Annotated in this window: 13 protein-coding genes; 4 read left to right on the forward strand and 9 right to left on the reverse strand. The window is 51.4% G+C overall.

The genetic code is table 11. The annotated features are described in order from the left end of the window. Positions 1-164 precede the first annotated feature (164 nt). The 3 genes from IMY23_RS06690 to paaN form a co-directional block, all read right to left on the reverse strand. Positions 165-575: a two-component system response regulator gene (locus tag IMY23_RS06690; RefSeq protein ID WP_192821339.1), complete on the reverse strand. Its 411-nt coding sequence runs from the start codon at positions 573-575 to the stop codon at positions 165-167. Then, on the reverse strand, positions 572-2,452 hold the full coding sequence (locus tag IMY23_RS06695; protein ID WP_192821340.1) for a PAS domain S-box protein: 1,881 nt from the start codon (positions 2,450-2,452) through the stop codon (positions 572-574). The genes IMY23_RS06690 and IMY23_RS06695 overlap by 4 nt, the downstream gene beginning before the upstream one ends. Before the next feature lie 689 nt (positions 2,453-3,141). Beyond that, positions 3,142-4,845 carry a phenylacetic acid degradation protein PaaN gene (gene paaN, locus IMY23_RS06700; RefSeq protein WP_192821341.1) on the reverse strand — a complete coding sequence of 568 codons (1,704 nt, stop codon included), beginning with the start codon at positions 4,843-4,845 and terminating at the stop codon, positions 3,142-3,144. A gap of 160 nt (positions 4,846-5,005) precedes the next feature. Between paaN and IMY23_RS06705 the strand changes: the two genes are divergently transcribed. Further along, on the forward strand, positions 5,006-7,840 hold the full coding sequence (locus IMY23_RS06705) for a S8 family peptidase (protein WP_192821342.1): 2,835 nt from the start codon (positions 5,006-5,008) through the stop codon (positions 7,838-7,840). 323 nt (positions 7,841-8,163) lie between these two features. Here the strand turns inward: IMY23_RS06705 and IMY23_RS06710 are convergent, their stop codons facing one another. Next, entirely contained in the window at positions 8,164-10,440 is a 2,277-nt protein-coding gene (locus tag IMY23_RS06710; protein WP_192821343.1) for an aconitate hydratase, read from the reverse strand. Positions 10,441-10,596: 156 nt separating this feature from the next. Here IMY23_RS06710 and IMY23_RS06715 point away from each other — a divergent pair, with 156 nt between their 5' ends. Continuing rightward, a complete protein-coding gene (locus tag IMY23_RS06715) occupies positions 10,597-11,853 on the forward strand; it encodes a peroxiredoxin (protein ID WP_225986433.1) in 1,257 nt (418 codons plus the stop codon). 109 nt (positions 11,854-11,962) lie between these two features. Here the strand turns inward: IMY23_RS06715 and IMY23_RS06720 are convergent, their stop codons facing one another. The 3 genes from IMY23_RS06720 to IMY23_RS06730 form a co-directional block, all read right to left on the reverse strand. Further along, positions 11,963-12,439, reverse strand: a complete 477-nt coding sequence (locus IMY23_RS06720; protein ID WP_192821344.1) for an SRPBCC family protein — start codon at positions 12,437-12,439, stop codon at positions 11,963-11,965. A 110-nt stretch (positions 12,440-12,549) separates the two neighbouring features. Then, complete coding sequence (locus tag IMY23_RS06725; protein ID WP_192821345.1) at positions 12,550-13,269, reverse strand: FkbM family methyltransferase; 720 nt, start codon at positions 13,267-13,269, stop codon at positions 12,550-12,552. 150 nt (positions 13,270-13,419) lie between these two features. Then, on the reverse strand, positions 13,420-14,397 hold the full coding sequence (locus IMY23_RS06730) for a polyprenyl synthetase family protein (protein ID WP_192821346.1): 978 nt from the start codon (positions 14,395-14,397) through the stop codon (positions 13,420-13,422). 105 nt (positions 14,398-14,502) lie between these two features. Here IMY23_RS06730 and IMY23_RS06735 point away from each other — a divergent pair, with 105 nt between their 5' ends. Both IMY23_RS06735 and folK read left to right on the forward strand, forming a co-directional pair. Continuing rightward, the gene (locus tag IMY23_RS06735; RefSeq protein ID WP_192821347.1) at positions 14,503-15,360 is read left to right on the forward strand and encodes a S9 family peptidase; all 858 of its coding nucleotides are present in this window, start codon (positions 14,503-14,505) and stop codon (positions 15,358-15,360) included. After that, positions 15,360-15,848 (forward strand): 2-amino-4-hydroxy-6-hydroxymethyldihydropteridine diphosphokinase, encoded by a 489-nt coding sequence (gene folK, locus IMY23_RS06740; RefSeq protein WP_192821348.1) that lies wholly within the window; start codon positions 15,360-15,362, stop codon positions 15,846-15,848. Before IMY23_RS06735 ends, folK begins: the two co-directional genes overlap by 1 nt. Before the next feature lie 196 nt (positions 15,849-16,044). On the opposite strand, the gene IMY23_RS06745 is transcribed toward folK, so the two are convergent. Both IMY23_RS06745 and fabD read right to left on the reverse strand, forming a co-directional pair. Then, positions 16,045-17,958, reverse strand: a complete 1,914-nt coding sequence (locus tag IMY23_RS06745) for a nucleoside-diphosphate sugar epimerase/dehydratase (RefSeq protein WP_192821349.1) — start codon at positions 17,956-17,958, stop codon at positions 16,045-16,047. A 208-nt stretch (positions 17,959-18,166) separates the two neighbouring features. After that, complete coding sequence (gene fabD, locus IMY23_RS06750; protein ID WP_192821350.1) at positions 18,167-19,042, reverse strand: ACP S-malonyltransferase; 876 nt, start codon at positions 19,040-19,042, stop codon at positions 18,167-18,169. Between the last annotated feature and the right edge of the window lie 103 nt (positions 19,043-19,145).

Genomic DNA, 19,145 nt, shown 5'->3' on the forward strand with positions numbered 1-19,145 from the left:
TTTCCGCACGCCTGCATTAAGAACTAATTTCCTGAGTTTTCAGATAATGCTTTTTTGAGGTAGCGCTAAGGCTACTTTTGCGCTTAAATGGAAAATGGAGGCCAAAAACAGAACTTCTGTTTTTGGCCTCCATTTTCCATTTAGAGCCTAAACTGAGCGCGTATTTACAAGACGGTGTATTGCTCAGAGATGATGTGCAGAATGTCTGAGGTGAGCGGTTTGGAGAAGAAATCACTTACCTCAGAGAGGTTGCGGGCGTGGGTGATGTCGTTTTTGTCTACCGCCGAGGAAAGCACGAACAACAGACAGTTCTGGGTGAATTCCTGGGGCAGCTTGCGGTATTCCTCAATGAACTCCCAACCGTCCATGCCGGGCATGTTGATGTCCAGGAAAATAATCTCCGGAAAAGCCGCAGGTTCATCCCGCACAATTCTGGAGAGCGCCTCCAAGGCCTCCTCGGCCCACAGAAAACTGGACACCGACTGCGCAAACTGCTGGTTCCGGATCACGCTCTCGCATAAGAAATTATGGATTTCATCATCATCAATCAAGAAAACCTTCTGGTACGTGCTCATTTCTTTGCTGGTGCTTGAAAAAATATTTTGAATGTGGTGCCTACGTCTACGCTGCTTTCAATTTCCACCTTGCCGCCTAAGGCTTCTGCCTGCGTTTTGGTCATGTGCAGGCCAACGCCCTTGCCCTCAATATGCGGGTGAAACCGCTTGTAAAGCCCAAAAACCTTCTGTCCCTGCTTCTCCAGGTCAATGCCAAGACCGTTATCCTGCACCTGCAAACACAGAAAGCCGTTTGAAAATAAAGTTTTTATGTGAATTTCCAAACCACGTTCTGGGGCGCGGTACTTTATAGCATTGGAAATGAGGTTCAAAAAAATACTATCTACATACCCTTTGCGGCCCAACACGGTAGACCCTTCGCCAAAATCTGTGAAAACCCGGGCATTGGCGGTCACCAGTTGGGGGGAAAGACTGTCATAGACCTCACGGTAGGCTTGCTGCAGGTTCACCAGTTCCAGGTGCTGGTCTGTCTGGCTCCTGATGGTGAGAATGTCATTGAGGTCTTTAATGGTGGTGTCCAGCCGAAGGGTGGTTTTCTCCAGTTTGGAAATGAGCGCCGCGTTGATGGGGTCCCCGGGGTTGCGCCGGTTGAACAGGCTGGTAAGCCCTACAATGTTGGCCACCGGCGCCCGCAGGTTATGGGAGACAATATAAGCGAACTGCTGCAAATGTTCATTCTGCCGCACCGTCTCCTCAATCAACTGGCTGCGCTCTTTCTCAGATTGCTTGCGCTCAGAAATCTCGCGGCAAGAAATGAAACTGAAGCTCTCCCGTTCATAGATAAAGAAGTTCAAATGGATTTCCACTGGGCGCAACTGCCCGTTTTTGTGCTGCAGTTCGGTTTCCAGGGTAATGCTCTCCTGCTGCTGCAGACGTTGCCAGATATCTTGCCAGGATTTGCCTTGCAGCACGGGCGCCAGATGAAAAAGGGTAAGGTCCAGCATCTCGCGCTCTGAGTAACCCAAAAGCTGGCAGATGGCTTTGTTCACCCGCAATATTTGGGCATCAGGTCCCGTCCAGAGAAAAGATTCTGAGGCGCGCTCCAAAGAGAAATCAGCGAATCTCAGGCGCTGCTCGGCCAGCTTGCGTTGGGTGATGTCATTGATGCTGCCATCCATGCGCACCATGCGGCCGTTTTGGTCCAGTTGCGCGGTGCACCGGGTAATGGCCCACCGCATCTCGCCAGAAAGCGTGAACATACGGCACTCAATCTGAAACTGGTCTGTGGAAGTTCTGATGCGCGGCAAGGCCTGCTCAAACAAAATCCGGTCTTCCGGATGAATAATTCTGAACCAAAGGGTCTTGTCGGTACAGAGCTGCTCTGGGGTGTACCCAAATGTTGTGTGACATTGCGGGCTCACATAGATCATCTCCATGTTGCCGTTAAGGGAGAAGACCGTCTCGGCAATGTTGCTCAAGATGGATTGGGCCAGGGTTTCTGCCTCCTTGAGTTGACGCTCCGCCAGAATTCGGGCAGAAATGTCATTGACTACCACCATGCGGCGCTGGCGGCCGTTCTCTGGCGGCAGCACATGCGACGCCACATTCACATACAACTCTGACTTGTCTTTTTTGAGGTGCACCCAGGTGCCGACTTGGTTGAGATTGTTTCTGGGCATCTCCATCATAGACAGCAGCTGGTCTACTTGTTCCGGAGACCTAATGTCTTTGATGCTCATGCACAGGAATTCTTCCTGGGTATAGCCGTATAACTCTACGGCGGCATTGTTCACCATGAGAAACTCCAGGGTGTCTGTGTCAAAGACCCACATGGCCAATGGGTTGTTCTCAAACAATATTCTATAAGACTCCACCCGCTCCGTGTTGGAAGCAGCAGAAAAGGCGGAATCTACCGGGGAGTTACCCATCTTACTCATTTTTTCTCTAGGCCCTGGTTGGCTCCAAAACCCACCAACTTCATCAAAATCGCTGGCTTTCTAATCAAAAATCAAATTTTAACCCGATTTATTACAGAAGAGCAGGAATTCACTTCTAAAATACAGCTTTTTTTCAAAAAGGCAGTTAAGGTTTCCTACAACTTCACAGAAATAAAGCGGCAGTTTTTTTTAATCTACCTATCTAACAAAAAAGCAACTGAACAGCTTTCCTGTTTTAGGCCTCATTTCTGGAAATGAGGCCTAAAACAGGAGAGATCCCTATGGGAAATAAAGCAGTCCTATATCTTCCGCAGGGAATAAAAAAACGGTGCTGCAAATTACACTATGATTTTTAATTGTTGATTTTCTATAATTTAAACCATAGCATCATTCATCCTTCGCTTTCTATAGTTTATTAAAGGTGACTCTAGAATTAAAACGAAATGGGAGTCTGTAACCTCCGTTTCAGCGGAGCAGAGGCATTTGTATCTATGGAACTGGTCTTGCCGCTGCCCCGGAAAGGAGCTCCTGCCGGACCGTGGTCACCTAGGAGTCACCCATCAGAAGACTACAAAAAACGGGACTTAAGGCAGCATCATCCATTTTATACCATTATAAAAAAAGGCGTTTTCGGGCTCATTTCTGAAAATGAGCCCGAAAACGCCTTTACTCTAAGTCTTTGGTCTGCTTTACACTGCGGCCGGTTCCCGGAAACCTACCCACGTAAAACGTTTCACCATGAATTCTGGGTTGGTGAATGAAGCGTTGCCCGCGGGGTTTCCGCCGGTCACGTGGAAGTCTGAGAACGCCGCGTTCTGGTTCACGTAAATGCCGCCGGTCAGGTTAAAGCTCACGGGAGTGCCCGCCAAGCCCATTTGGTCCATGATTTCGGCCTTTAACGCTGGGTCTGTGGTGTAGGCACCGCAGGAAATAGCACCGTGCTCCATGGCCATCTCCTGGGCCAATTTTATTGACTCGTGGGTGTCTTTGGTTTTGATCACTAGGGCAATTGGTCCAAACAGTTCCTGGCTGAACACGTCTTTGTCCCGGCTAGCCACTTCATAGAGCACCGGCGTACAGATGCGCGCGTTGCTGAAGGCTGGGTTGGCAATCTCACAGGTATCCAGCAGGCTTTTGCCGTTCAGGCTGCCCAGTTCTTTCACCCGTTGCTGCGTGAGCGGGTTCTGAATGGCGCCCAACACATGCGGACCCGCTTTGGGGTTGTTGACCAAACCGGTCACGGCTTCGGCTAATTTCTGCACCACAGTTTCATAAGGCACCAATTCACCGGCCACTTTCACGCCAGTTTCCGGAATGAAGAAGTTCTGCGGCGCGGTACACATTTGGCCAGAATACAGCGTAAGCGAGAAAGCCAGGTTCTGCACTACCTTGTCCAGGTCTTCCACAGAATCCAGCAAGATGGGGTTTACACCGGCTTTCTCTGTGAAAACGGTTTTGCCAGACAAACCTTCCAGGTAATTCCCGAAGGTGGAGCCGCCAGTGTAGTCAATCAGTTTCACGGCGGGGTGCTCGGCCAGTTCTTTGGTGATCAATCTATCATCTGGGTCCAAGGCCAGCTGACAGATAGCGGGGTCAAATCCGTACTCGGCCAGCACTTTCTGCACTTCGGCAATGAAAATGGCAATTGGAAGAACGCCTTTGGGGTGCGGCTTCACAATCACGGGGTTACCGGTTACCAAACTGGCGTACATGCCAGGCACGGTGTTCCAGGTGGGGAACGTGGAGCAGCCAATTACCAGGGAAATTCCCTTTGGCACCGGCGTCCAGATTTTGTTTAGTTTGAGGCTGTATTTGCCCATGGGTTTCTCCCACACCTGTTGCTCCGGAAAGCGGGTAAGCTCCTCATACCCGGCGGCAATGGCCTCCAGGGCGCGGTCGGCGGCGTGCGGCCCTGAAGCTTGAAAAGACATCATGAATGCCTGCCCGGTGGTGTGCATGGTGGCGTGCGCAATCTCAAAGAAACGGGCTTTCACGCGTTCCAGGGTTTCTACCAACACCGCCGCCCGTTGCGCCGGTGATACCTTGCGCCACACATGGAACGCTGCCTGCGCCCGGGTAATCAAAGTCTCCGTGGAATAATAAGGATACGTGATGCCCAGCTTCTCCTGCTCGTACGGCGACTCCTCCTGCCCGGCCCAGCCTTCGGACTCCGGCGTGAGCAGTTCTGTGAAGCGCTGGCCCAGGTGTTTTTTATAACTGGCCAGACCATCTTGATCAGCGGTTTCCCCGTATATGGCCGGTGACGGATTCTCTGGGTATTGGGAAAAAAAAGTACGTTCATGCAGGGCCTGTACCGCCCGGTCAATTATTGGCTGGTGGCGCTGGCTCAAGTCGGCCAAAACCCCGTTTTCCTGTGAAACAGTTGAAATCATTGCTTATCTTGTTAAGGTATTAGAATGATGGTGGTCAACAAAACTTAAATCTAATCTTAAAGAATCTAAGTACCTACTAACGGTTGTTAGAATTTATTGACCGACATTGTTGTTGCACCTTCATCGCGCAACCATTTTTGTATTCAGAACACATCCTTCAATGAAAAAAATTTACTCCTTTTTAGTATACACGGCACTTCTCTGGTTGGTTTTGGCGCCATTTTCAGTTTTGGGCCAAAAAACGCCCAACACCTTGCCCCAAACGCTGGTGTTTAAATTAAAGCCTGGGTCCGTGCCGCCTGGTGCGCGCAAGGCGCTGCCAGCCAACGTGCAGCAAGTGGTGCAGCGGCTAGCCCCGCAACCGGCTGTCCAGAAATTCCCGAACGCTGCGCCAGACGCCCGCCTCCGGGCCCGGCAAGCCCAGGCCGTTGACCTTTCGTTGATCTACCAACTGCGGTACAACGCCAACCAAACCTTTGAGCAGGTTAAAAAGCAACTGCTGGAAACCAACCAGGTGGAATACGTGGAACCGCTTTACCTCAGGGAACCGCTCCACCAACCCAATGATCCCCGCGCAGATTCTACCGCGGGCTCCCAACGCGACTACCTTAAGAAAATCATGGCCTTCAAAGCCTGGGACATCAGCAAAGGAGACACCAACGTAGTCATCGGGATCCTGGACACCGGCGTGCGGTTAAGCCATGAAGACTTGGTGGACCAAATCAAATACAACTACGCAGACCCAATTGACGGCATAGACAATGACAATGATGGCTTGGTAGACAATTACTACGGCTGGGATTTCGCGGACGATGATAACAACCCAACTGCGGTCAACGGCCATGGCACCATGGTGACCGGAATTGCGTCTGCGGAAGTTAACAATGAAAAAGGGATTGCCGGCGTGGGCTACAAATGCAAGTTTCTGCCCTTGAAAGTGTTTGCCTCTACTACCAACAGTGGATCATTTGGCGGGTATGAGGCCATTGTGTATGCCGCTGACAAAGGGTGTAAAGTCATTAACCTTTCCTGGGGAAGCGTGGGGTTCCCATCGGCGTTTGAACAGGATGTGATTACCTACGCCGCCGTGAACAAAGATGCGGTAGTGGTGGCCGCCGCCGGAAATGAGAACGCAGACCTTGATTATTATCCTGCAACCTACTTAAACGTGGTATCTGTAGGCGCCCTAACTTCAGCAGATGTCAAGAATAGTTCTAATACTTACAGCTACAACATTGACTTAGGTGCACAAGGGATCAATATTACCAGTACCGGAAATGCTAATGATAGTAATTACGGCACGGGAGGCGGCTCTTCTTATGCCAGCCCCATGGTGGCCGGGGCAGCCGCTTTGGTAAGGTCCCATTTCCCAGACTTGAACGCACAACAGGTGGGTGAGCGCCTGCGGGTAACCGCCGATGATATTTACCACCTGGAGGGCAACGCCAGTTATTTTGAAAAACTGGGCAAAGGCAGACTGAACGTGTACCGGGCTTTGTCTGAAATCAATGCGAAGGCGGCGCGCGCGACGGCGTGGGAATGGGAGAATAATGCTCTGTTAATGCCTGGGTCTACGGTGAACCTGTTTACCACTTTCAAAAATTTCCTGGCACCGTTGAGCTCCCTGACGGTCAAAATCACGTCAACCAGCGAGTACCTGGAAGTGGTGCAGGGCCAGCGCACTATTGGCAGCATGGCGACGTTGGCCTCGGCTAGTAATTCTTCGGCGCCCTTTGTTTTGCGGGTGAAGGAGAATGCACCTATGAACGCTGCGGCAGCTATACGGTTTGAGTTCACTGACGGCACGTATTCAGATTTCCAGTACGTAAAACTAATTCTCAATCCCAATTTTGTGGTGACAGATGCCAATGATTTGTTTGTCTCTGTGTTTAACCATGGCAACCTGGCCTATGACGGTGTAAATTACCGGGTGGGCCAAGGCGTGAAATACAACGGTAACTCCAACAACCTGTTGGCCGAGGGCGGCCTGATGCTGGGCTATTCTGCCACTCAGGTATCAGACAACATCCGGAACGAGAAAGGCACCACTGACAAAGATTTTTATGCGGTCACGGCGCTGCAGCGCAAATTAACATCGCCGTTTGCCACGTTTGAGGCCAACAACCTGTTTGAAGATTCCCTGAATGTGCGCAAACCCATGAGCATGCGCGTGCAGCAGAATGTATTGGCCTGGGCCCAAGCTCCGTCTAAAGATGAAGATTTTGTGGTACTGGAATACATTCTGACCAACCGCACCGAAAACGCCATGCCCACCACCTACGCCGGCCTGTATGCCGACTGGGACGTGGTACAACCGTCCAAAAACGTGACCGAATGGGACAGCCAACACAAAATGGGCATCATCAGGCCCGTTTCTGACACGGTGGTGTGGACCGCTATTCAACTCCTCAGTGCTGGTACCGCCAACTTTTACGGTTTGGAGAACAGCACTATTGTACCAGGTACCATTACCATAACTGATGGCTTCACTCCCGCCGAGAAGTACCAAGCACTTTCTGGCGGTGTGCAACGAACCAAAGTTGGTGGCACCGATGGTCTGGACGTATCTTATGTGATTTCCTCATCGGTTAAACCATTGGCACCGGCTGGGCAAGACACGGTGGCTTTCGCGGTCCTGGCGGCGCCTTCGCGGGCGGCTCTTAAACAAACAGCGGCGGCGGCACTGGCCAAATACCAGCAATTCAAGGCGGCCAGAATTATTACCAGTTCTCCTGCTGAACTACTGGCCAACGGCCTTCAACTTTACCCCAACCCCAGTGCCGGCCGCTTCAAGGTGACCCTGCCGGTTGGGTTGCAGGCAAGCGTGGTGGGTTGGCAAGTAGTCAACAGCCAAGGACAGTTTGTAGCACAAGGCCAAACCCAAGGAACTGCTACTTTAAATATAACGCTGGAGAACCAGGCGGCTGGTCTTTACTTCCTGAAACTCTCTACTCCTACTGGTATAGTGACCCGGAAGTTCATTCTGCAGAAGTAATCCTCCAATCCTATTTTCCTTTCCCGTTTTCGGGCTCATTTCCAGAAATGAGCCCGAAAACGGGAAGTTTTTTTACCTGTCAGTTTTTGAATAACGAAGACATTTACGCTTGAGGGATAGTAGCGGAAACCAGACTATAAATTAAAAATTAGGAATTAAAAGTAAAGAGTACGAGTGCTGAAGGGTGGATTAAATGACATTTCTGTTTTTGGGCTCATTTCTGGAAACGAAGCCAAAAACAGAAAGGGCGACCAAATGGTCGCCCTTTCTGTTTTATAAGTAGAACTTCAGTGAAGGAAGTGCTGCGCTTGGAGCCCTGTTGCTTAGGCGCCTGCCTGCTGCAAATTGATTAGGTTCAGGGCAGAGCCGGCTTTAAACCACTCAATCTGACCTTGGTTGTAGGTATGGTTGGCCTCAAAGGTGTAGGTAGAACCGTCTTTGTGCGTCAGGCGAACTTGCAATGGAACACCCGGCGTGAAAGACGTCAACCCGATTACGTCAATGATGTCATCTTCCATCACTTTGTCATAATCTTCTTTGTTGGCGAAGGTGAGGGCCAGCATGCCTTGTTTCTTCAGGTTGGTCTCATGAATACGGGCGAAGGATTTCACCAGCACCACTTGTACGCCCAAATGACGAGGCTCCATGGCGGCGTGCTCTCTAGAAGAACCTTCTCCGTAGTTTTCGTCACCCACTACTACTGAACCAACACCGGCGGCTTTGTAGGTACGGGCCACGGTAGGAACTTCGGCGTAGCCGTTGCCTACCACCAGGTGATTTTTCACGCTGTTGGTCTCGCCGTTGAACGCGTTGACCGCGCCAATTAACATATTATTAGAGATATTATCTAGGTGACCGCGGTATTTCAACCAAGGACCAGCCATAGAAATATGGTCAGTAGTGCACTTGCCCTGGGCTTTGATCAACAGACGCAGCCCGGTCATGTCCTGGCCATTCCATTGTTTGAACGGCTCCAGCAATTGCAGACGGTCTGAGGTGGGCGATACCACTACGCTCACTTGGCTACCGTCTTCTGCGGGCGCTTGGTAACCGGCATCCTCCACGGCAAAACCGTTCACTGGGAACGCAATACCAGTTGGCTCATCTAACATCACTTGCTCACCGTTTTTGTTGGTCAGCGTGTCAGTCAATGGGTTAAAGGTCAAATCACCGGCAATGGCAAATGCGGTCACAATCTCCGGAGAGGCTACAAACGCGTGGGTGTTCGGGTTGCCATCGTTCCGCTTCGCGAAGTTACGGTTGAACGAGGTGATGATGGAGTTCTTGCGCTTAGGGTCATCGGTGTGACGGGCCCACTGGCCAATACAAGGTCCGCAAGCGTTGGCTAGCACTACACCACCAATTTCAGAGAACGTCTCCAGAATACCGTCGCGCTCAGCAGTGAAACGCACCACCTCAGAACCTGGGGTAATGGTGTACTCGGCGTTAACGGCCAGTCCTTTTTCTACCGCTTGTCTCGCCAAGGAGGCTGCGCGGGTTAAGTCTTCATACGAAGAGTTGGTGCAAGATCCAATCAAACCAACTTCCAGTTTAGCAGGCCAGTTGTGCTCACGCACGGCAGCGGCAAACTGAGAGATTGGCCAGGCGGCATCTGGCGTGAACGGACCGTTCACGTGCGGCTCCAACTCGTCAAGGTTTATTTCAATTAACTGGTCATAGAAGGCCTCTGGGTTGGCATATACCTCATCATCGGCACGCAGGTGCTCGGCCACGGCATCAGCGGCTTCGGCAATCTCACCACGCTCGGTACCGCGCAGGTACTCGCTCATGGTTGGATCATAGGCAAACACTGAAGTGGTAGCACCAATCTCGGCACCCATGTTACAGATGGTTGATTTACCCGAACAAGAGATGTTGCGGGCACCTTCCCCAAAATATTCTACAATGGCTCCGGTTCCGCCTTTCACGGTCAGGATTCCGGCCACTTTCAAGATCACGTCTTTGGCTGCTGTCCAACCGCTCATTTTGCCGGTCAGTTTCACGCCAATCACTTTCGGGAATTTCAGTTCCCAGGCCATGCCGGCCATCACGTCCACGGCATCTGCACCGCCCACGCCAATAGCAATCATACCCAGACCACCCGCGTTTGGTGTGTGAGAATCGGTACCGATCATCATGCCGCCCGGGAAGGCGTAGTTTTCAAATACCACGGTGTGGATGATACCCGCACCCGGTTTCCAGAACCCGATGCCGTATTTGTTAGACACCGATGCCAGGAAGTCATAAACCTCTTTGTTTTCAGTGTTGGCATCTGCTAAATCTTGGTCAGCACCTACGCGGGCCTGAATCAAGTGGTCACAATGAACCGATGAAGGCACGGCCACAGTTGGTCTGCCCGCCTGCATGAACTGCAACAAAGCCATCTGGGCGGTGGCGTCTTGCATGGCCACGCGGTCTGGCGCGAAATCTACATATGATTTGCCCCGCTCATACGCCTCAGTGGCAGCGCCATTGTACAAGTGAGCATAAAGGATTTTCTCGGTCTGAGTCAAAGGACGGCCTACTGCCTGACGGGCCGCGTTGATGCGGTCCCCGAATTTGGCGTACACCTCTTTGATCATTTCTACATCAAATGCCATAGATTTGCTTTAGTATTATTATTTAGTACACTCTTAACGTCGCGCACAAAAGTCGCAAACAAAACACTTTTACACAAACTTTTAAATCAACGTATGGTTTCAAGGTTTTGCCCGGCAGAAAGCAGTAATTCAACCGCTGTCCCTTACTTTTGAACCATGAAACCAACATTTGCCCTTACCCGCTATTTTTCAGCCTTACTTATACCCACTTTTCTTTTCATGACGGCCTGTTCCTCAGAAACTTCCAAAGATAAAACCCTTTTACCGGGCAACTGGCGCGGGGTGATACAGGTGGCTGGCCAAAACATGCCGTTCAACTTTACCGTGGCTGAGCAGGAAGGCAAGCCGGTGGCTTACTTAGTAAACGGAGAAGAGCGAATTTTGATTAACGAAATTTCATACGCCCAGGACAGCGTGCACCTGGAGATGCACATTTTTGACGCCACCTTAATTGCCAAGGCAGACGGCAACCGATTGGCCGGCCGCTGGGCCCGCCGCGACATGGAGAAACCCTACAACCTGCCCTTCACCGCCGAACACGGCCAAACCACGCGTTTCTCAGAAAACCCAACTGCGCCGGCGGTGAATGTCTCAGGGAAATGGGAAGTTCAGTTCACCAAAGCAGACGGCAGCACCTACCCCGCCATTGGCGAATTTGTGCAGAACGGCAACGCACTCACCGGCACGTTCCTGACCACCACCGGCGATTACCGTTACCTGCAGGGCGAAGTTTCCGGATCCTCCCTCTCCCTTTCTGTGTTTGACGGCGCTCATGCATATTTATTTAACGCCCAGGCCCAGGCCGACAGTACGTTGAAAGGAAATTTTTACGCCGGCCTGGCCACCCATGAAACCTGGACCGCCAAGCGCAACCCAGATTTCAAACTAGCTTCCGCCGAAACCCTCACTTACTTGAAACCTGGCTATGACCGCCTCATGTTCTCTTTCCCAGATGTAAACGGCCAGCAAGTGTCTTTAACTGATGCCCGTTTTCAGGGGAAGCCCGTGGTGGTGCAGATTTTCGGGTCCTGGTGCCCTAATTGTATGGACGAGACGGCTTTTCTGGCGCCCTGGTACGCTAAAAACAAAACCCGCGGCGTGGAAGTGATTGGCCTGGGCTACGAGGTAAGCCCCGAGTTTGACAAAGCCAAAGCCCGCATTGAGAAGATGCAGAACCGATTAAAGGTGGAATACCCCTTGCTGGTGGCCGGCACCAAAGACAAAGAACTGGTGGCCAAATCCTTGCCGGCCCTTGACAAAGTGGTTTCCTTCCCCACCACCATTTTCATTGACAAAAAAGGCAAGGTGCGCAAAATCCACACTGGCTTCTCAGGCCCCGGCACCGGCAAGTATTATGAAGATTTTGTGCGTGATTTCAACAAGACCATGGATGAATTGCTGGCAGAGAAGTAAAAGTTTCTGAAGCATATGAAACGGAAGCGGCGCAGTTCTTTTGAGAGCTGCGCCGCTTCCGTTTTGGGGCTCATTTTCAGAAATGAGCCCCAAAACGGGAAATAGATTTCTACCGGACAAGCAAATCTTTCCATTTATCACTTTCAGCTACTTCCTTGAGCACCCGGTTTCTTTCAGCTAACAACGTGGTCATGTATTTTTTCAGGAAGAGGAAGTCGGCCAGTTTTCCTAGCATTCCGAGAGGCGAGGTGTAATCAAACAAATCAACCATGAGCGTGCCGTACGGGCTTTCTTGAAAATGATGCTCGTGCCTAAAGCGATTGAAGGCACCGGCCACCATTTCATCCACAAAAAAATGCGGAGGCTCCATTTCGGTGATGTGGGAGGTGAGCTGCTGGTACACCCCGAAGTGTTTCGCCCGCCACGTGACCCATTCGCCCAACCCCATGAGCCCCTGCGTTTTGCCCGCTATGGCTTTTTCATGGGTTTGTTGGGTGGAAAGCAGGTGCAGGTCAATGCTCCTGGAAAGGTCAAAGACTATTGGGCGCGGCACCTTGATTTCTGTCCGCAGTTCAATGACAGGCATAAAATTAACTTAACAGAAACTAAAGTACCGGCCGCTTCCGTTTTCGGCCTCATTTTCAGAAATGAGCCCGAAAACGGAAGCCGAACGAGCGCTTTTTAAAAGAGCAGTACCTATCTCAGTAAATCTTGGTGCACAAAGACGCCGTCTACCTGCAGCAACTGGCCGGTGGTTTCATCGGCGAAGCCATTTTCCAGAGAATACAGGTCAAACCCCAGCGCTTTCACGTAGGCCAGCATCTCACTGAAAAGGAATTCATTCTCATACAAGGAAACCAGTGACATCTCCAGTTGCAAAACCCCAATCTTGGCCAAGGAGGCGGTGGCGCCGTCCAGCACGTTTTTCTCGTAACCCTGCGTGTCAATCTTAGCCAGAACGCGGCTGTTGGGTTGCACCAACTCAGGAAAAACAGAGTCTAACCGCTTGATGTCAATTTCCTGTTTGGCCACATAGCCAGAAGCGGGCGCGCTTTCCTCATGCTTGGGCATCATGTTCAAAATGGAACTGCTGAAGGAGTTGCCCGCCACATTTATAGCCGATTTCTTGTCAGACTCGCCCAGCGCGTAATTATGAACCTGCCAGTGGGGGTCTTTGGCAGAAACCGTTTCCAGGGTACTGAAGGCCTGCTGCAAGGGCTCAAAGGAAATAATCTGCCCCTCAAAACCCAGTTCGCGCATTTTTAAGGCGTATTGCCCAGAATTGGCACCAATGTCAAGAATGGTGTTGACCTGAAACGCCTTAAGAATCTTCATGCGGCGCGCCAAATCATCATCCGGATATCGTTTTATCTGAACGCCCAGCGGCTTAAGTACATTTTTAATGATTTCCTTCATGCTGATAGAGTTTGAACTGGCTTTTTCTAAATGGGTCTGGCGCGCCAGGTAAGAATAAACCGTTGTCACTAGAATTACTTGCTTCTCAGGCCATGCCGCCCCACTTGCCGTTTTTGGCCTCATTTTCAGAAATGAGCCCGAAAACGCCCTTTACTTCTCCCGCTCTATGGTGTACCGTATTAACTGTTCCAAAGAATCTCTGGACGGCGAGGGCGCGAACGTATGCAGCAGTTGCAGCGCTTCCTGGTGATAGGAATTCATGACCTGTATGGAATACTCCAGCCCGCCAGACTGCTTCACGAAGTCAATGACCGCGTTAATTCTCTCTGACTTGCCGTTGTTGTTTTTCACGTTGTAGATGATGCGGCGCTTGGTGAGCCAGTCGGCTTGCTGCAGGGCGTGAATGAGCGGGAGCGTCATTTTCTTCTCTTTGATGTCAATGCCCACGGGTTTGCCAATTTCGGCGGTGCCGTAGTCAAATAAATCATCTTTGATCTGGAAGGCAATGCCCACTTTTTCCCCAAACAACCTGGCGCGCTCAATAGTCTCCAGATCAGCGCCCACAGAGGCCACGCCCACGGCGCAGCAGGAGGCAATGAGAGAAGCGGTTTTCTGCCGGATGATGTCAAAATACACAGCCTCGGTGATATCCATGCGGCGGGCTTTCTCCATCTGCAGGAGTTCGCCCTCGCTCATCTCGCGCACGGCGTTGCTCACAATCTTGAGCAGCTCAAAATCATTGTGGTTCAAGGAAAGAAGTAGGCCTTTGGAAAGCAGGTAATCGCCTACCAGCACGGCAATCTTGTTTTTCCAGAGGGCGTTCACCGAGAAGAAACCGCGGCGGTAATTGGCATCGTCCACCACGTCGTCATGCACCAGTGTGGCGGTGTGCAGCAATTCTATCAAGGCCGCCCCGCGGTAGGTGGCGTCTGGAATCTGTTCCTGCACCAGTTTGGCCGTAAAAAACACGAACATGGGCCGCATCTGCTTGCCCTTGCGCTTGACAATGTAGCCCATGATTTTGTCAAGCAGCAGCACATTAGACTTCATAGACTGCCGGAACTTCTTTTCGAACTCCTGCATCTCGGCGGCAATGGGGGCCTGAATCTGGTTTAAAGGACTGCTCATGTGGGTACACAATATTACGAGCCTGCGCCCTTGAAAGCAAACCGCCCGTTTGCATTTCCCCACAATAGGGCGTTACTTTTGTCCAAATCCAGACTTTTGCTTTTTATGGTGCAGAAAACCCAGTTCCTCCTTCCCTCGCCCCACGGCCGCAACTTCGCCGTGGACGCCCGCTGGCTCCCCGACGGACAGCCCAAACCCGTGGTGGTGTTTGTGCACGGTTTCAAGGGCTTCAAAGATTGGGGGTATTTCAATCTGCTGGCAGATTACTTCGCGCAGCACGGGTTTGTGTTCGTGAAACTGAACCTCTCGCACAACGGCGTGGAGCCTGACGGCGATGATTTGACCAACCTGGAAGCCTTCGGGAACAACAACTTCTGCATTGAGTTGGACGATGTCAAAACCGTGCTGGATTATGTGACGTCGGGCCCAAAAGAAATTCCGGCGGAAGAAATAGACGCTTCTTACCTGTTCTTGATTGGCCACAGCCGCGGCGGTGGATTGGCGGTCTTGAAAGCCGCCGAAGACGAACGAGTTTCTGGTTTGGCCACTTGGGCCGCCGTTAGTGACTATGACCAGCGCTGGAGCCCAGAAACCATGGAAACCTGGCAGAAAACCGGTGTGCAATACGTACTCAACGGAAGAACCGGCCAACAGATGCCGCTCTATTACCAACTAGCCGAGAATTTTCTGGCCAACAAACACCGCCTGGACATTCCCAAAGCCGCCGAGAAACTACAGATGCCCTGGCTCATCATCCACGGCGAAAAAGACGAAACCCTGCCCGTACAAATGGCCCATGACCTACACTTCTGCAACCCATATGCTGAACTGTTTCTGATTCCGGAAGGCGACCATTCGTTTGGTGGCCGGCACCCGTTTGCGGGGCAGGAACTTCCTGATTTCACCAAAGCTGCCGCCCAGAAAACCATTTCCTTCTTCCAGGAAACCATAGAACGCGCCTAATGGAAACCTTGATCTTACTTTTAGGCGGCAACCTGGGCGACCGACTTTTCTATCTGCAGGAAGCCGAATCCCGTTTATCGGCTCTGTTTGGGAAACCGAGCCAAAAATCAAAGGTCTATGAAACCGCCGCCTGGGGCCTCACCGAACAACCGTCTTTTTACAACCAAGCCCTGGCGTATGAAACCGCTCTTCCCGCGCTGGAAATTCTAGCCCACACGCAGCAGATTGAACTCGACCTGGGCCGGATCAGAAAAGAGCGCTGGGGTGCCCGCATGATTGACATTGACATTTTGTTTCTGGGCCAGCAAATTTTGAACACGCCAGAACTGCAACTCCCCCACCCGCAACTGCACCTTCGCCGGTTTGCCTTGGTTCCTTTGGCAGAAATCTTGCTTCACTGGCAGCATCCGGTGTTGGAGAAAAGTGTTCAGGAATTATTGGCCCGGTGCCCAGATTCTTTAGAGGTGAAAATGTTGGAAGAACAGTAAATTTTAGAAGTGCGTTTTCGGCTTCATTTTTAGAAATGAGCCCGAAAACGGAAAACCCGAATAGAGGTTTGTACGGACATGTCGCGACCTGTCCTGAACGGTGGCCGAAGCTAAAAAGTCAGCTATGAATTAAGAACGCAGCCTTTACTCAAAATGCCTAGACCAGGAATGCGTCAGGATAGCTCGCGACCTGCCCCTACTGCTTCACGTCAAATTTGCGGTAGACAGAATTCTGGCTTACGTACTCGGGCACCAGCTGCTTCATTTTCTTAATGACGGCCGTACTGTCCTGAGAATCAATCAAATCAATCAGATACTGGATTTCCTGGAGCACTTTTTCACTATCGGGCGCGGGAATGTTGGCCAGTCGTATTTTAGGATGGGTGGTGGCTTCTACAGCTTCATGCTCATGGAACAGTTCTTCCTCCAGTTTCTCGCCGGGCCTGAGACCGGTGTACACCAGTTGAATGTCTTTGCCCAGCGTTAAACCAGAAAGCTTGATCATCTTTTTGGCGAGGTCCACAATCTTGATGGAATCGCCCATGTTGAAGATGTAAATCTCACCGCCCTGGCCCATGGCCGCCGCTTCCAGAACCAACTGACAGGCCTCCTGAATGGACATGAAAAAGCGCGAAATGTCTGGGTGCGTGACTGTGACCGGGCCACCATCCTGAATCTGCTTTCTGAACCTGGGAATGACAGAGCCCGTGCTGCCCAGCACATTCCCGAAACGAGTGGTCACAAAGCGCGTTCGGTTTTGCCCGGCATCACGCAGGTAATGGTCCAGCGCCTGAACGTAAATTTCACACAATCGTTTGGAGGCGCCCATCACGCTGGTGGGGTTCACCGCTTTATCAGTGGAGAGCAGCAGGAACTTCTGGGTTTGGTATTTCACGGCCAAATCTGCCAAAATTTTGGTACCCAGAATGTTGGTATTCAAGGACTCCGTGGGGTTTTCCTCCATTACGGGCACGTGTTTGTAAGCAGCGCAATGGAACACCAGTTCGGGTTGGAACGTCTGGAAAACCGCTTCCATGCGGGCGGCATTGCAGATGTCGCCCAGCACAATCTCGAAGTTGATTTTCACATACAACTCCGTGAGTTCCAGTTCCAGGTCATAGAGGGTGGACTCGGCCTGGTCCAGCAAAATCAGCTGTTTGGGTTTGAACTGAATCACCTGGCGCACCAATTCGCTGCCAATGGAACCCGCCGCCCCGGTAACCAAAATGGTGCGATTCTGCAGCTCTTTATGCAACAGCGGCGAATCAATCTCAGCGGCGGCGCGGCCCAGCACATCCTCAATCCTGATTTCCCTGATCTGCTTGAAACTAAGTTCGCCGTTAATCCATTTATAGGCGGGCGGCACCACCAGCACCTGCACCCCGGCGTTAAGGCAGGCATCTACCAAGGCTTTTCTTCGGGCAATGGCCAAGCGCTGCACGGCCAAAACCAGCAAGTCAATGTTGAGTTCTTTGAGTTGGGTTTCCAAGTCCTGGGCAGGCAATTCAATGGCAACGCCGTTGTTCAGCAGGCCCTGTTTGCGAGGATCATCGTCTAAAAAGGAAACAGGACGGTAATAGGTGCCCATGTCCTGCTGCAGCGTCTGCAAGGTGATGCTGCCAATCTCGCCGGCGCCAAAAATAGCCACATTCACGCGGTACGAATTGGTATGGCTCCATTCATAGGTCACTATCTTGGCCCAAACCCGCAGCAAAGACAAGGCCACCAAGCTCAGCACATAGTCAATGAGCAGCACCGAAAGCGGAATGAAATTCTGGAACCCGAAGACCTTGTTATACACCAACTGCGCGGCCACCAGCAACAAAGAACCCGTTGACAAGGCCAGGAACAACCGCCGAAGATCGGTTAAACTGGTGTACTTGAGAATGCCGGCGTAGGTCCTGAAATAAAAGAATGTGGCCGCCCTGATAGCCAGAACTATGGGCAGCATCTGCAGCGCCGCCAATTCCCTGAACTTGTGGAGGTCAAAGTTGAACCGCAGCGCATAGGCCGCAAAAAACGTGAGCACACACAGGCATACGTCCAACGCAAACACCACCTGCCGGGGCATTTTTTGTTGAAACAATTGCTGTAGTTGTCCTTTGTACATGTACTGCGGTGAATTTTCTTTTCAACGGTTAATCTAGGTGAAAAGAAACGAAAGGAATTTATAATCAGAATCTGACATACGAAAATTTCCGTTTTAGGGCTCGTTTCTGGAAATGAGCCCCAAAACGGAAATAATCTGCAATTGATTTTAATTGCCACGAATGCTGAACACAAGTAGAATTTCTGATCAACTTGATTTCAGGGAAATTCTAGCCTACCTGGCTTACTTCGGCGTTTTTGTCTATTTTCTTGACTAAGCCTTGCAGTACTTTGCCGGGGCCGCATTCTACAAACAAGGTTGCACCGTCAGCGATCATCTGCTGCACCGATTGGGTCCAGCGCACGGGCGCGGTCAACTGCTTGATCAGGTTCTGCTGAATTTCCTGAGGGTCTGTATGCTGCATGGCGTCAACGTTTTGGTATACCGGGCAAATGCCTTGCTTAAATTCGGTTTCCCGGATGGCTTGCTCCAATTCAGCCTCGGCAGATTTCATTAACGGCGAATGGAACGCGCCGCCCACCGGCAATAGTAAGGCGCGTTTGGCACCGGCGGCTTTCATGCGTTCGCAGGCTTCCTCCACCCCTTTAATAGAGCCCGAAATCACCAATTGCCCGGGGCAGTTGTAGTTGGCGGCTACCACCACCTCGTCTACCTCGGCGCAGATCTGCTCTACTTTTTCATCGTCTAAACCTAGAATAGCCGCCATGGTTGACGGTTGTTCCTCGCAGGCGGCTTGCATGGCCAAGGCACGCTTGGAAACCAGTTTCAAGGCATCTTCAAAGGCCAGCACTTTGTTAGCCACCAAGGCAGAGAATTCGCCCAAGGAGTGACCGGCTACCATCTCTGGCGCGAAATCCTGGGCCACGGCCGCCTGAATTACGGAATGCAGGAAAATGGCGGGCTGGGTAACTTTGGTTTGTTTCAGTTCCTCGTCGGTTCCGTTGAAGAGAATGTCTGTGATTTTGAAGCCCAGGATGTCATTGGCGCGCTCAAACATTTCCTTGGCCAGATCATACTGGTCATACAGGTCTTTGCCCATGCCCACAAACTGCGAGCCCTGGCCGGGGAATACATATGCTTTCATAGTGAAGTTGTTTTGCGTTTTCGGCCTCATTTCTGAAAACGAGGCCAAAAACGCACCTCTGAAACAGACCGGTGGCAAAGGTATAAAAAAGGCGCCCATTCCT

This window comes from Rufibacter sp. LB8 (assembly GCF_014876185.1).
In the GTDB taxonomy this organism is placed as follows: domain Bacteria; phylum Bacteroidota; class Bacteroidia; order Cytophagales; family Hymenobacteraceae; genus Nibribacter.

What these genes read in the sequence shown, in the direction of transcription:
- IMY23_RS06690 (WP_192821339.1), bottom strand. Translation starts at nt 575, where the DNA reads ATGAGCACGTACCAGAAGGTTTTCTTGATTGATGATGATGAAATCCAT.
- IMY23_RS06695 (WP_192821340.1), bottom strand. Translation starts at nt 2,452, where the DNA reads ATGAGTAAGATGGGTAACTCCCCGGTAGATTCCGCCTTTTCTGCTGCT.
- paaN (WP_192821341.1), bottom strand. Translation starts at nt 4,845, where the DNA reads ATGATTTCAACTGTTTCACAGGAAAACGGGGTTTTGGCCGACTTGAGC.
- IMY23_RS06705 (WP_192821342.1), top strand. Translation starts at nt 5,006, where the DNA reads ATGAAAAAAATTTACTCCTTTTTAGTATACACGGCACTTCTCTGGTTG.
- IMY23_RS06710 (WP_192821343.1), bottom strand. Translation starts at nt 10,440, where the DNA reads ATGGCATTTGATGTAGAAATGATCAAAGAGGTGTACGCCAAATTCGGG.
- IMY23_RS06715 (WP_225986433.1), top strand. Translation starts at nt 10,597, where the DNA reads ATGAAACCAACATTTGCCCTTACCCGCTATTTTTCAGCCTTACTTATA.
- IMY23_RS06720 (WP_192821344.1), bottom strand. Translation starts at nt 12,439, where the DNA reads ATGCCTGTCATTGAACTGCGGACAGAAATCAAGGTGCCGCGCCCAATA.
- IMY23_RS06725 (WP_192821345.1), bottom strand. Translation starts at nt 13,269, where the DNA reads ATGAAGGAAATCATTAAAAATGTACTTAAGCCGCTGGGCGTTCAGATA.
- IMY23_RS06730 (WP_192821346.1), bottom strand. Translation starts at nt 14,397, where the DNA reads ATGAGCAGTCCTTTAAACCAGATTCAGGCCCCCATTGCCGCCGAGATG.
- IMY23_RS06735 (WP_192821347.1), top strand. Translation starts at nt 14,503, where the DNA reads ATGGTGCAGAAAACCCAGTTCCTCCTTCCCTCGCCCCACGGCCGCAAC.
- folK (WP_192821348.1), top strand. Translation starts at nt 15,360, where the DNA reads ATGGAAACCTTGATCTTACTTTTAGGCGGCAACCTGGGCGACCGACTT.
- IMY23_RS06745 (WP_192821349.1), bottom strand. Translation starts at nt 17,958, where the DNA reads ATGTACAAAGGACAACTACAGCAATTGTTTCAACAAAAAATGCCCCGG.
- fabD (WP_192821350.1), bottom strand. Translation starts at nt 19,042, where the DNA reads ATGAAAGCATATGTATTCCCCGGCCAGGGCTCGCAGTTTGTGGGCATG.